The following is a 13,306-nucleotide window of genomic DNA, read 5'->3' as shown; positions in this document are numbered from 1 at the left end:
TGTCGACCCTGTCGTCATGGAATCTGCTCTCCTTGTGTGCGGGGCGTTGAACTGCGCGGCCAGCAGGGCGGCCAGGGCGAGGGTGAAACCGAAGGCCTGGAGCGGGTTCAGCGTCTCGCCGAGCGTGAGACCTACGACGGTGGCGACCAGCGGTGACAGCAGCACCAGCGGGGCGGACGCCCTGACCGGCAGCTTCCCGATGCCGCGGAACCACAGCGTGAACGAGATCAGCCCGCCCATGCTGCCGAGCCACAGATAGCCGACGACGGCCTCCGTGTCGATCGACGGCGGCGCTCCCTCGAACACGACGGTGAGGGGCAGCAACACCAGCCCGCCGACCGTCAGTTGCCAGCCCGCCAGGGTCATCGGACCGACCCCCGCGGGGCGGCCCCAGCGCTTGGTGAGGACCACCCCGGCCGCCATGCCCGCCGTACCGCCGAGACCGGCGAGCACGCCGACGGCGTCCAGCCGGGCCTCGGGCCCGAGCACCACGAGCCCGACGCCGACCACACCGAGCACACCCCACATCCAGGTCCAGGCGGTCGGCCGACTGTGGAGCACCGCGATGGCCAGCCCGGCGACGAGCAGCGGCTGGACGGCGCCGAGGGTGCCGGCGACACCGCCGGGAAGCCGTTCGGCGGCCACGAACAGCAGGGGGAACAGCGCGCCGATGTTGAGGGTGCCGAGGACGGCGGCCTTCCACCACCAGTCGCCGCGCGGCAGCACACGGGTGAGCGCCAGCGCGAGCAGCCCGGCGGGCAGGGCACGCAACAGCGCGGCGAACAGCGGATGCCCGGGCGGCAGCAGCTCTGTGGTGACGGCGTAGGTGGTGCCCCAGGAGGCCGGGGCGAGTGCGGTCAGGGCGACGGTCGCCGCGTGCTGCGCGGACGAATTCCTCTGCATGGGGTGCAGTCTCGGCCGCACCGCGTCATGACTCCAAAGCATGGTTGCCATGGCAGCGATGAATCAGAACGATGGCTGGATGGATCTTCAGCAGATGCGCTACGTCGTCGCCGTCGCCGAGACCCGCAACTTCACGCGGGCCGCGGAGCGGTGTTCCGTGGTGCAGTCGTCACTGAGCCACCGGATCGCGGGCCTGGAACGGGAGCTGGGGGTCCGGCTGTTCGCCCGCTCCAGTCGTCGGGTGGAGCTGACCAGCGCCGGAGAGGCGTTCGTCGCGCGGGCCCGCGAGTGCCTGACGGCCGCCGACCTCGCGGCTGCCGACGCCGGCGCGGCGGCCGGGGTGGTACGGGGCCGGCTCGCCGTCGGCGTGATCGTGACCACCGCCGCCGTCGACGTACCGGAGCTGTTGCAGCGGTATCGCGCGCTGCACCCGGAGGTCAGGATCGTGTTGCGCTCCGGGCGCAGCGACGATCTGGTGGCGGCGATCCGGGACGGCGAACTGGACATCGCCTTTCTCGGTCTGCCCGAGGACCAGCGGCCGGCCGAGGTGGAGACCTTGGTGCTCGATCACGACGAGCATGTGCTGGTCGTGCCGGCCGGGCACCGGCTCGCGGGCGCTTCCCGGGTCACCCTGCGGGACATCGCCGAGGAGACCTTCGTGGACTTCATGCACGGCACACCCGCCCGGGCCCAGTCCGACCAGGCGTTCGCCGCGGCAGGGCTGGCGCGGGACGTGGCCTACGAGGTCGGGGTCGTCGAGCTGATCACCCGGCTGACCGCCCGGGCCCTGGGCGTCGCGCTGCTGCCGTCGGCCTTCGCCCGGCCGCTGGCGGAGGGCGACCCCGAGCTGGTGCTGGTCCCGGTGGTGGGCGGGCCGCGTCGTATCGAGGTGCTCGCGTGGAGCCGGTTCAATCCGAGTCCGGCGACGCGGGCGATGCTCGATGTGCTCGGGGTTCGCTCCGCAGGAACGGCTGTGGTGGCTGACGAATGACAGCTGACAGATATTGAAATATGTCAGCTGTCATGTCAGGCTGGAGCACATGACGATGCGAACCCGAACCCTCGGAACCACCGGCCCCCAGGTCTCCGCCCTCGGCCTCGGCTGCATGGGCATGTCCGCGCTGTACGGCGACGCGGACCGGGCCGAGTCGATCGCGACCATTCACGCCGCACTGGAGTCCGGCGTGACCCTGCTCGACACCGGCGACTTCTACGGCATGGGCCACAACGAGATGCTGATCGGCGAGGCCCTGCGCAGCGCGCCGGCGGCCCGGCGTGAACAGGCGGTCGTCAGTGTGAAGTTCGGCGCACTGCGCGACCCGGACGGCGGCTGGAGCGGATACGACGGCCGTCCCGCCGCCGTGAAGAACTTCGCCGCGTACTCGCTCCAGCGCCTCGGCGTCGACCACATCGACGTGTACCGGATCGCCCGGCTCGACCCGGCCGTGCCCATCGAGGAGACGGTCGGAGCGATCGCGGAGCTGATCGAGAAGGGGTACGTGCGGCATGTCGGTCTGAGCGAGGTCGGCGCGGACACCATCCGCAGGGCGGCCGCCACGGCACCCGTAGCCGACCTGCAGATCGAGTACTCGCTGATCTCACGCGGCATCGAGGACGAGATCCTGCCGACCACGCGCGAATTGGGGATCGGCATCACGGCGTACGGGGTGCTCTCGCGCGGACTGATCTCCGGCCACTTCTCCGCCGACCGGCAGCTCGCCGCGAACGACTTCCGGTCCCTGTCGCCCCGCTTCCAGGGCGAGAACCTCCAGCACAACCTGAACCTGGTCGAGGCCCTGCGGAAGATCGCCGAGCAGAAGGGCGTCTCGGTCGCGCAGATCGCCATCGCCTGGGCTCTGTCGCGCGGCGACGACATCGTGCCGCTCGTCGGCGCCCGCACCCGGGACCGGCTCACGGAGTCCCTCGGCGCGCTGGACGTCACGCTGGACGAGGCCGATCTGCGGGCTGTCGAGGAGGCCGTACCGGCGGACGCGGCGGCGGGCGACCGCTACCCGGCCGCGCAGATGTCCCACCTGGGCACCAAGTGACGACCGGGCCGCCAGGTACGGTCTGACCATGCCACCCACCTCCGAGATCCTGACCGCCGAGCGCATCCTCGAAGCGACCGAGGAGGTGCTGCGCCGCCACGGCCCCGCCAAGGCCACCGTCGTCGACGTGGCCCGCGCGCTCGGCGTCAGCCACGGGAGCGTGTACCGGCACTTCCGCACGAAGGCCGCGCTCCGGGAGGCCGTGACGAAGAGGTGGCTGGACCGTACGTCGGCGTCCCTGTCCGGCATCGTCGCGGCGACCGACCGTGACCCGGAGTCCCGGGTCCGCGACTGGCTGCGGGCCCTGTTCGACGCCAAGCGCCACAAGGCGGGCGACGACCCTGAACTCTTCGCCACCTACACCGTCCTCACCAGCGAGAACAGCCACGCCGTCGACGAACACCTCACCGACCTGACCGGCCAGCTCACGGACATCGTCCGCGCCGGCACCGAGTCCGGCGCCTTCTCCACCGCCGACCCGGCGACCACCGCCACCGCCCTCTTCCAGGCCACGGCCCTCTTCCACGACCCGCGGTACTACCGGGAGTGGGAACGGGCGGAGATCCAGGGGGAGTTCGAGGCGATGGTGGATCTGCTGGTGCGCGGACTCAGGGCCTAACCTCCCGCCGTACACCGCCAGAAGTCCACCAGCAACCGCACCGGTTCCGGGCTCTCCACGCCCACCTGGGTCAGCAGGATCGTGATGGTGCCGGTGGGCGGGATGAGGTAGGCGGTGGTGCCGGTGCCGCCGACCCAGCCGTAGCGGCCGGGCGTGTTCCAGGGCTGGCTGGGAGTGACGTCGACCTGGCCGCCGTAGCCCCAGCCCTGGCCCTGGAGGAAGAGGGTGCCGAGTTCGCGCTGGTGGGCGGTGAGGTGGTTGGTGGTCATGCGGCTGACGGAGGTGGGGGTCAGGAGACGGTGGCCGCCGGATTCACCGGAGGCGCGGAGGAGGCGGAAGAAGGCCAGCAGGTCGTCGGCCGTGGAGGCCAGTCCGCCGCCGCCCGACGGGAGAGCGGGCAGGCGGCTCCAGTCGCCGTCCGGGGTGTCCGCCGGTTCAAGGGTGCCGGTCGAGTCCGTGCGGTAGTAGGTCGTGAAGTGGTCGCGCTTCGTCTCCGGCACTTCGAAGGCCGTGTCCTTCATGCCCAGCGGTTCGAAGATCCGTTCCGCGAGGAAGTCGGGGAAGGTCCGGCCCGACGCCCTGGCGATCAGGATGCCCTGGAGGTCGGACGCGGTGTGGTAGAGCCAGCCGTCGCCCGGCTGGTGGAGCAACGGGACCTGGGCCAGCTGCCGTAGCCAGGTGTCGGGGTCCGGATAGGTGTGCGGTTCCCGGCTGTCCTTCTGGACCGCGGAGAGGGCCTGGACCGCGGGGAGCGAGAAGTCGGACGCGTAGCCCCAGCCCGTCCGGGAGGTGAGCAGGTCCTCGACCGTGATCGGGCGGACCGCCGGAACCACGTCGTCCACGGGACTCGACGGCGTACGCACCACCATCGGCTTCGACAGCTCCGGCAGCCATTCGTCGATGGCGTCATGGAGCCCGATCCGCCCGTCCTCCACCAGCATCAGCACCGCCGCCGCGGTGATCGGCTTGGTCAGCGAGGCGATCCGGAAGATCGCGTCCCGGGGCAGCGGCGCGGTGCCGCCGGCGGTCAGGGAACCGACGGTCACCACCTCCACCTCGTCGCCGCGGTCCACCAGACCGACCGCGCCCGGCACAGATCCGTCGTCGACGTGCCGTCGCAGGGTCTCGCGCAGAGCGCTCATGGGCCGGCCTTCCGCGTTGATCGTTGTTGGCTACGGCTCGACAGTGCCCCAAAAGGGGCGCGGGGAACTGCGCGACCAGCCACGACGAGCCCGCAGCCGATCGACAGCCCATCGCGGCCCATCCCGCGGAGCGCTAGGCCGCCGATGGATCCACCGTCGCCTGATGCGCCTCCGCCAGATGCTCCTCCGCCTTCAGCCAGGGCAGAAACTGCGCCGGCTTGCGCCAGCCGCACGTGTCGCACTTGATCGTGCGCTGCACTCCGGTGCGCTGCACCCGCACCACGTGCTCACGGCCGTGCTGGTCCCAGCGGCTTACCTTGCTCGAGTCGATCTGCGGCATGACGCCTCCAGCGTCCTGGGAAAGTCGTCCCGGGAGAGTCAAGGAGGAGTGTGCAGGAAGACCAACATCAACAGGTGGTCCTTCACCAGTTTCTGCCGAAGAGGTCCCAGTGTTCACGTCCCTCAATGACGCTCAGAAGCCCCTACGGTCTGACGTACTTCCACCGCGTCCAGCTTCTCAGCCGTGCGTTCGGCAGTTCCCCGTGCCCACCGCCCGCTGCTCAGCAGACCCACCACCAGTACGGCCATCCCGCACCCGGTCAGGATCCACCACCCCGGCACGGCGGCAGCCACGAACGCGTCCTTGTACGCCGCTGCCCCCACACCGGCGGCCAGCACCGCCCCCACCACGGCGACACCGAGCGTCTGTCCCAACTGGCGGCTCGTCGAGGCGACGGCGGCGGCCACGCCGGCTTGCGCTCGCGGCATCCCGGACACGGCCGTATTGGTGATCGGCGCGTTCACGAACCCGAACCCGACACCGAACAGCGCGTACCCCAGGAACAGCGTCACGTCAGAGGTCTCCGCGTCGAAGACCGCGAACAACAGCGAACTGCACGTCATCGCCACCCCCGCGATCAGCAACGGCAACCGCGGCCCCCGGCTCCCGACCAACCGCCCGGCCAGCGGAGCGCACACCAGCGTCGGCACAGCCATCGGCAGCATCCACAGCCCCGCGTGCAGCGCGTCCAGCCCCCGCACGTTCTGCAGATACAGCGTCGACAGGAACAGGAACCCGCCCAGCGAGGCGAACGCGCTGATCGCGATCACGGTCGCCCCACTGAACGGTGCCGACCGGAAGAACCGCAGATCGATGAGGGGCTCGGCGCGACGAGGCTCGTACACGAGGAGCCCGATCAGCGCGGCGACCGCGACCACCGCGAACGGCAGCACCGTGGCGGCCGACGCGTGCGGCGCCTCGATGATCCCGTATGTCGCGGAGCCGAACAGCGCGATCACCAGGAGCTGGCCGACGGGGTCGGGACGGCGGGCCCGGTCCGCACGGGACTCGGGGACGTAGCGGAGGGTCAGCAGCAGCGCGGCCAGCCCGACCGGCAGGTTGACCCAGAAGATCGACCGCCAGCCCACCGACTCCACGAGCAGTCCGCCGACCAGCGGGCCCGCGGCCATCGATATACCGACCACCGCGCCCCAGACGCCGATCGCCCGGGCCCGCTCACGCGGGTCCGTGAACGTGTTGGTGATGATGGACATGGCGACCGGGTTCAGCATCGAACCGCCCACCGCCTGCACCATGCGGAACGCGACGAGCGTTTCCAGGTTCGGCGCGATCGAGCACAGCGCCGAGCCGATCGTGAAGACGACGAGCCCCGCCATGAAGACGCGCTTGCGGCCGATCCGGTCGGCGGTGGAGCCCGCGAGCATCAGCAGCGAGGCGAGTACGAGGGTGTAGGCGTCGATGGTCCACTGCAGGCCCGCCGTACTCGCGTGCAACTCGCGCTGCACCGAGGGCAGGGCCACGTTGAGGATCGTGTTGTCGAGGCTCACGATCAGCAGGCTCATACAGCAGATCGCGAGCACCAGTTTGCGGCGACGGGGGCTCAACTCGGGCATCCATCAATAGTACGCCTAACTAATGAATCTGGCCGCACCCCCCTCGGTACGGGAGAATGGGGGAATGTCCACGCCCACGTCCACGATGAACTCGACCCTGCGGATCGGCCCCCACACCGTCCAGCCGCCCGTCGTCCTGGCCCCCATGGCCGGGATCACCAACGCGCCCTTCCGCACGCTGTGCAGGGAGTTCAGCGGGGGCAAGGGCCTGTTCGTGAGCGAGATGATCACCACCCGGGCGCTGGTCGAGCGCAACGAGAAGACCATGCAGCTGATCCACTTCGATGAGAGTGAGAAGCCGCGGTCGATCCAGCTGTACGGCGTCGATCCGGCGACGGTCGGCAAGGCCGTGCGCATGATCGCCGAGGAGGGGCTGGCCGATCACATCGACCTGAACTTCGGGTGTCCGGTCCCCAAGGTGACGCGCAAGGGCGGGGGTTCCGCGCTGCCGTACAAGCGGAACCTGCTGCGGGCGATCCTGCGGGAGGCGGTCAGCGGGGCGGGGGACCTGCCGGTCACGATGAAGATGCGCAAGGGCATCGACGACGATCACATCACCTACCTCGACGCCGGGCGGATCGCCGTCGAGGAGGGCGTGACGGCCATCGCGCTGCACGGTCGTACGGCTGCGCAGCACTACGGGGGTACGGCGGACTGGGACGCCATCGCCCGCCTCAAGGAACACGTGCCGGAGATCCCGGTCCTCGGCAACGGCGACATCTGGTCGGCGGAGGACGCGCTGCGGATGGTGCGGGCGACCGGATGCGACGGGGTGGTTGTCGGGCGGGGTTGCCTTGGGCGGCCGTGGTTGTTCTCCGACCTGGTGGCGGCGTTCGAGGGACGGACGGACTTCAGCAGGCCCACCCTCCGTGAGGTGGCCGACGTCATGGTCCGCCACGCGGCCCTGCTCGGGGAGTGGATCGGTGACGAGGCGCGCGGCGTCATCGACTTCCGTAAGCATGTGGCCTGGTATCTGAAGGGCTTCGCGGTGGGTTCGGAGATGCGGAAGCGTCTTGCGATCACTTCCTCGCTTCAGGAACTCCGTTCTGGTCTGGACGAGTTGGACCTCGACCAGGCCTGGCCGACCGGGGCGGATGGCCCTCGCGGGCGTACCTCTGGGAACAACCGGGTCGTTCTCCCGGATGGCTGGTTGAAGGATCCGTACGACTGTGCGGGCATCGGCGAGGATGCGGAACTGGATACGTCCGGCGGGTAAGTGGTCCGCTGCGGCGCCGTTGGGGCTGGTCGCGCAGTTCCCCGCGCCCCTTCGGGGCGCGGCAGCCCCCTCAGCCCTTGCTGGGGCCGGGTGTTGAGCCGTATGCCATCAGGAAGCGGTCGCGGAAGGTGTCCATTTTCCAGACGGGGGCCTTGGTGGCGGGCTTGATGCCGTCGGTCCAGTTCCAGGAGGAGATCTTGTCGAGGACCTTGGGGTCCTTGGCGACGATCGATATCGGGACGTCGCGGCTGGCGTTGTTGCCGCTGACGCGGGCGATGGGCTGGTGGTCGCCGAGGAAGACGAGGACGGTGTCGTCGGTGCCGTAGCGCTCGAGCCACTGGGTGAGGGAAGTGACCGAGTACTCGATCGACTTGCCGTACTCCTCACGGGACTTGGCGCTGTCGGACATGACGTCCGACGGGTTGGTGCCGGCCTTCTGGATGCTGTTGAAGATGGAGCCGTCGCCCAGTTCGTCCCAGCCGACCATCTTGGGTATCGGGGACCACGGCTGGTGGCTGGAGGTCAGGATGACCTCCGACATCAGCGGCTTGTCGCGCTTCTTGCCGTGCACCTGGCGCTGGAAGGCCTCCAGGGCGTACTGGTCCGGCATCGTCGACCAGCTGAACTTCGGGCCCTTGTAGCCCAGTTCGAAGGCGTTGTAGACCTTGTCGAGGCCGTAGAACTTCTCCTCCGGCCAGCCCTTCTGGATGCCCGGCATGATGCCGACCGTGTCCCACGCGCCGGTCTTCTGGAACATCTTCGTGAGGGAGAGCCGGTCGCTGGACATGACGGTGCGGAAGCGCTGCTGGTTGTCGATCCACAGGCCGGACAGGAACGTGGAGTGGCCGAGCCAGCTGCTGCCGCCGAAGGTCGCCGACGTCAGCCAGCCGCTCTTGGCGGCGAAACCGGCCTTCGTGAGCGCCTCGGCGCTCGTGTCGAGCGTCTTGTTCACGCCGGGCGAGATGTCCGGGTCCTCGAGCGCGCTGCGGCCGTAGCTCTCGATGAACGTGAAGATGACGTCCTTGCCCCGCAGATCCGGCACCAGCTGAGCGCCGGGCGTACTGCCGAACCGGTCCGCCTTGGCCTCCTCGGCGAACGCCGCCTCGTCCCGCAGCGTGTCCTTCACCCGCCGCGCCTGGACCGCCAGCGCGCTCACCGCCCGGTCGGAAGCCACCGGCACGCCCAGCAGTTGGACCCCCATCGCCGAGCACATGATCCAGACGGTGCCCGCGATCAGCGTGCCGCGCGTCGCCAGCGCGGTGTTCCGGCCGAGGAGATTCGCCAGCCTGACCGTCGCCAGCGCCATCACGGCTATCAGTACGACGACGAGGAGTACGGCTCCGACGGCGGCGAGCGTCGCGACCGTACCGCCCATCGAGTCCGCCATGTACGACTGCGCGTCGTCCAGCAACTCCCAGTCCAGGACCAGGTTGAAGCCCCGGCCCAGGTACTCCCGGAAGCCCATGTCCAGGAAGTTCAGCACAGTCAGGACACCCAGGCCGGCTCCGATCAGCGCGGCGACGATGGTGCGGGGGCGGCGGGGGAGTGCGAGCAGGAGCACGGCTCCTACGATCGCCTCCGCCGGGAGCCGCATGAATCTGTTCGGGCGCAGGGCGCCCCAGGCGTTCGGGAGGAGGAAGGCGGCGATGACGAGGGTGGCGGCGAGGATGGTGGTGGTCCAGCTGAGGATGGTGGGTAGCTTTGCGGCCTCGGCTTCGCCTTCGGCCTTGTCGTTCCCACCCGCACCACCCGTACTACTTTCGTCGTCGGGTGCGGGTGGCCCCTCCAGTGGTGTCTCGCCGTCGGCGGGTGCCGGCTCGTCAGTCGTAGCAGGCTGTTGACGTTGGCGCGTGAAGACGGGCACCCGAAGTCCTTCCGTGCAAAGCCCAGGATCTACGCCATCCCGTACGGCCGGGCTGTGGCTCGTGTTCAGCACATTCGCCCAGCACTCAGCAAACTCCGGGCAAACAAGACGCCCCGATAGGGGCGCGGGGAACTGCGCGACCAGCCCCCACTCACCCGCACCCGCAACACAAACCTCAGGCACCCCCAACAGCCGTCAGCAGAGCAAGCGGCGCCGCCGCCGACCGAGACTCCCGCACGCACGCATGCGGATACGGCACCGGCTCCCCATGGGTGTCCCGCCCGTACCCCGCCAGCACCTCCGGCAACCGATGCCCCGTCGCCGCCGCCGCGTCAACCAGCGCATGCGCCACCGTACGAGCCTCGTCATGAAGCCCGTACCGCGCGAGCCCCAACGTGATCAGCGCGTTGTCATGCGGCCACACAGACCCCCGGTGATACGACAGCGGATGGTACGCGGGCTGGCCGGAGGCCACCGTGCGGACGCCCCACCCGGAGAAGAAGTCCGGTTCCAGCAGGCGTCGCCCGACCATCGCGCCGTACTCCTTGTCGAGCAGCCCCGACCACAGCAGATGCCCGGCGTCGGAGGCCAGCGCGTCGACATGTCGGCCCTCGCCGTCCAGCGCGAGGGCGGGGAAGGACCGGTCCGGCATCCAGAAGTCCCGCTGGAAACGGTCGCGGAGATCGCCCGCCGCCTGCTCAAGCAGCGCCGCGTACACCTCGTCGTCCCACACCGTGCGGGCCAGCCACGCGGTGCGGCGCAGGGCGTCGTACGCATAACCCTGCGCGCCCGCCGCCATCACCGAGCCGGAGGCCCTCGTGCCGTCGGCGGAGCAGATCGCGCCGGGGGAGTCCTTCCAGTTCTGGTTGGCGAGGCCGCCCTGGTCGGCGCGGTAGACGAGGTAGCCGCGGGAGGTGAGCCCGCCGTGGTCCAGCATCCAGCCGATCGCGGCGCGGGCGTGGGGCTCGAGGCGGCGGGCCAGTTCCGCGTCGCCCGTCTGCTCGACGTACGCGCCGAGCAGCACCAGGAACAGCGGCGTCGCATCCACCGACCCGTAGTAACGCCCGTACGGCACCTGTCCGAAGTGCGCCAGCTCGCCGTGCCGTACCTCGTGCACGATCTTGCCGGGCTGGGCGACCGAGTCCGCGCCGGTCTCCGTCGCCTGGACGGCGGCGAGCGCGGGGAGGGTGGCGGCGGCGAGCTGGGGGCGGTAGGGGAGGGCGAACAGGGATGTCAGGAGCGCGTCGCGGCCCAGCAGCGTCAGGAACCAGGGCGCTCCGGCCGCGGGAACCCGTACCTCCTCACCGTCCAGGCCCGCCGCCGGGATCTGCAGCGAGGCCAGGTCGGCGAGGCCGCGCGCGCAGGCCGCAGCGAGCTCCGGCCAGCCGGTCGGGAACGCCACGCCTTCGACGAACTCGCCCTCCATGGCCAGGAGTTGGTCGGTCAGCGCGGCGGGGGAGCGGGGCACCCGGAGGGCCCGCTTGTCGCCGTGCGGGCGGGCCATGACCCGCAGGGCGAGCTCCGCCGTGCCGTGCGGCTCCAGTTCCAGGGTCCAGACGAGGCGACGTGCGCCCGTGCCCGTCTCCTCGACGCCGTCCGGCACCGGCTCGGCCGTCACCGTGGTCAGGGAGCGCCATTCGCCGCGCCGGTAGGTGAACTCCACGCCGCCGTCGAGGACTTGGCGGGCGCGGGTGGCGCCGATCTTGGTGTAGGTGCGGTGGTCGGAGCGCAGCTCGAACTGGTCGGTGAAGTCGGCGTCGGCGGTGACCGCGAGGCGGACCGTGGTCGGCACCGGGCGGTTGCTGGTCACCCGCAGTAACTCGACGAACGCGCCGTCTCCGACGGCCTGTTCGCGGAAGATCGTGTACGCCGGTGGCTCCTGGCGGCCCCCGCGCGGGACCAGGACACAGCGCGCGGTGTCCCCGTCGGCGACGGGACTGAGGGCCTCGGGCACGGCCCCGTCGACCGTCAGCTGCCAGCGGCTGAGGTGCCGGGCGTCGCGCACGAACAAGCCGTCGGGGGAGGTGCCGCCCCGTACGCCGCTGATGTCGCCGCCGTCGCCCACGGCGGCGAACGTCCCGCCGTGCACGAGCAGATGATGCCGGTCCGTCATCCCTGGTCCCCTCCCTTGGCCGCCGCGCCGGCCATCACTGAGGTGCCGCTGACTGAGGTATCGCTCACTGAGGTATCGCTGACTGAGGTGCCGCTGACTGACGTGTCGCTGTGCAGCAGGTCGAGCGCGAGCGCGGCGGTCCAGCCGAAGCCGGTGGCTCCGCAGGCCTCGCCGGTGTACGGGTCGACGTACTCCGCGAAATCGGACGTGTCGGCCAGCTCCAGCACAGCCTCGCGCAGCGCACCGGCGCGCTCCCGCTCGCCGTACATCCGCAGCCCGCGCTCCAGCAGCCAGCTCGTGTTGAACCACGCCGGGCCGCGCCAGTACCGGTGCCGGTCGAAGGCCTCGCCCAGGAGGTCGTACGACGGGATGAGGCGCGTCGTGTCACCCAGGCCGAAGTGCGGGCCGCTCGCCGTGCGGATCAGGGCGGCGGCGATGTCACGCGGGAGGCCGGGCAGGAGGAGGGGGATGAGCCCCGAGACACCGCGCTCGGGGATCAGGGCGCCACCCCGCAGATCCCGGCAGAAGAACATGCCCCGCTCCGGGTCCCACAGCCGGTCCACCAGCGCCGCCGTCAGCCGTTCCGCGCGTGCGTGCCGGGCCGTGCCCGTCGCGCCCAGCTCGTGGGCGATGCGGGCGAGGGCGTGTTCGGAGGCGATGAGCAGGGCGTTGAAGGCCGGGTCCTCCACCGCGAAGTCGCCGGCCCCGTCGGCGTACCCCCGGTCCCGGTAGTCCGTCGCCAGCCGCACATACCGTCCGTAGTCCAGATCCGTCGGCCGGTCCTCGGCCGCCCCGTGGTCGAGGTCGGCGCGGCGGAAGGAGCGGGCCGGGGCGGGCGTGATGCGGCTCAGCGGAGCGTCCCAGGCGGGGGAGTTGTCCATGCCCTGCTCCCACGGGTGCACGACGGACGCGAGACCGCCGCCGCCCAGGTCCCGCCGGTGCAGCAGATAGCGGTGCCAGGCGGCCAGCCGGGGATACACCCTGGAGAGGAAGCCGCGCGCGCGGGACAGGCCGGGGTCGGCGCAGTGCACCAGCCAGGCCGCCAGCGCGTGCACCGGTGGCTGCACGATGCCGGACGTCTGTACGGTGCGCGGGGCGCCCGCAGCGCGCCCCGCGGTCGAGGAGCGCCAGAAGTCGGGGCTCGGGAAGTAGGCGTCGAGCGGTACGGAGGGGTTGAAGACGATGTGCGGGATCCGGCCGTCGCCCCACTGGGCGTCGAGCAGCGTGTCCAGCTCCGTCTGCGCCCGTAACGGCGAGATGTGCCGCAGGCCGATCGCGATGAACGCGGAGTCCCACGACCACTGGTGCGGATACAGGCTGCGCGAGGGCACCGTGTTGGTGCCGGTCCAGTTGGTCTCCAGCACCCGCGCGGCCCTGAGGTGCAGCGAAGGTTTCGTGCGGGGCGGATCGTATACGAGCTCACGCTCGGTGCGGCGTGCTGTGAGTTGGGCAGTGCGATCCACTCGGGGCTCCCCGAAGACGTCCGG

10 protein-coding genes and 1 pseudogene are annotated in these 13,306 nt (G+C 70.6%); 4 read left to right on the top strand and 7 right to left on the bottom strand.

Going from position 1 to position 13,306, the window contains the following annotated elements; translation table 11 throughout:
• Window positions 1–24 precede the first annotated feature (24 nt).
• Window positions 25–903 (bottom strand): annotated as a pseudogene (locus tag KCH48_RS42240) (EamA family transporter); the annotation flags it as partial.
• Between the two features lie 79 nt (window positions 904–982).
• On the opposite strand from KCH48_RS42240, the gene KCH48_RS14875 reads away from it, so the two are divergent.
• Genes KCH48_RS14875 through KCH48_RS14865 form a run of 3 tightly spaced genes read left to right on the top strand, consistent with a single transcriptional unit; the run spans window position 983 to window position 3,570 of the window.
• Window positions 983–1,894 (top strand): LysR family transcriptional regulator, encoded by a 912-nt coding sequence (locus KCH48_RS14875; protein WP_210574580.1) that lies wholly within the window; start codon window positions 983–985, stop codon window positions 1,892–1,894.
• A gap of 49 nt (window positions 1,895–1,943) precedes the next feature.
• On the top strand, window positions 1,944–2,951 hold the full coding sequence (locus KCH48_RS14870; RefSeq protein ID WP_210574313.1) for an aldo/keto reductase: 1,008 nt from the start codon (window positions 1,944–1,946) through the stop codon (window positions 2,949–2,951).
• A 28-nt stretch (window positions 2,952–2,979) separates the two neighbouring features.
• On the top strand, window positions 2,980–3,570 hold the full coding sequence (locus KCH48_RS14865; protein ID WP_210574311.1) for a TetR/AcrR family transcriptional regulator: 591 nt from the start codon (window positions 2,980–2,982) through the stop codon (window positions 3,568–3,570).
• Here the strand turns inward: KCH48_RS14865 and KCH48_RS14860 are convergent.
• From KCH48_RS14860 to KCH48_RS14850, 3 genes are all read right to left on the bottom strand, one after another.
• Window positions 3,567–4,712 carry a serine hydrolase gene (locus KCH48_RS14860; RefSeq protein WP_210574309.1) on the bottom strand — a complete coding sequence of 382 codons (1,146 nt, stop codon included), beginning with the start codon at window positions 4,710–4,712 and terminating at the stop codon, window positions 3,567–3,569. The genes KCH48_RS14865 and KCH48_RS14860 overlap by 4 nt on opposite strands.
• 133 nt (window positions 4,713–4,845) lie before the next feature.
• Entirely contained in the window at window positions 4,846–5,052 is a 207-nt protein-coding gene (locus tag KCH48_RS14855; RefSeq protein ID WP_210574306.1) for a hypothetical protein, read from the bottom strand.
• Window positions 5,053–5,174: 122 nt separating this feature from the next.
• Window positions 5,175–6,626: an MFS transporter gene (locus KCH48_RS14850; RefSeq protein WP_210574305.1), complete on the bottom strand. Its 1,452-nt coding sequence runs from the start codon at window positions 6,624–6,626 to the stop codon at window positions 5,175–5,177.
• Between the two features lie 64 nt (window positions 6,627–6,690).
• Here KCH48_RS14850 and dusB point away from each other — a divergent pair, with 64 nt between their 5' ends.
• Window positions 6,691–7,842: a tRNA dihydrouridine synthase DusB gene (gene dusB / locus KCH48_RS14845; RefSeq protein ID WP_210574303.1), complete on the top strand. Its 1,152-nt coding sequence runs from the start codon at window positions 6,691–6,693 to the stop codon at window positions 7,840–7,842.
• 70 nt (window positions 7,843–7,912) lie between these two features.
• Here dusB and KCH48_RS14840 read toward each other — a convergent pair whose 3' ends face one another.
• From KCH48_RS14840 to KCH48_RS14830, 3 genes are all read right to left on the bottom strand, one after another.
• Window positions 7,913–9,706, bottom strand: a complete 1,794-nt coding sequence (locus KCH48_RS14840) for a CDP-alcohol phosphatidyltransferase (RefSeq protein ID WP_210574301.1) — start codon at window positions 9,704–9,706, stop codon at window positions 7,913–7,915.
• 175 nt (window positions 9,707–9,881) lie between these two features.
• A complete protein-coding gene (locus KCH48_RS14835) occupies window positions 9,882–11,819 on the bottom strand; it encodes a glycogen debranching N-terminal domain-containing protein (RefSeq protein WP_210574299.1) in 1,938 nt (645 codons plus the stop codon).
• Complete coding sequence (locus tag KCH48_RS14830) at window positions 11,816–13,282, bottom strand: hypothetical protein (protein ID WP_210574297.1); 1,467 nt, start codon at window positions 13,280–13,282, stop codon at window positions 11,816–11,818. Before KCH48_RS14830 ends, KCH48_RS14835 begins: the two co-directional genes overlap by 4 nt.
• Between the last annotated feature and the right edge of the window lie 24 nt (window positions 13,283–13,306).

Source organism: Streptomyces sp. GESEQ-4 (assembly GCF_017948455.1).
Taxonomy (GTDB): Bacteria; Actinomycetota; Actinomycetes; order Streptomycetales; family Streptomycetaceae; genus Streptomyces.
This window is presented reverse-complemented; position numbering and strand designations above follow the sequence as displayed.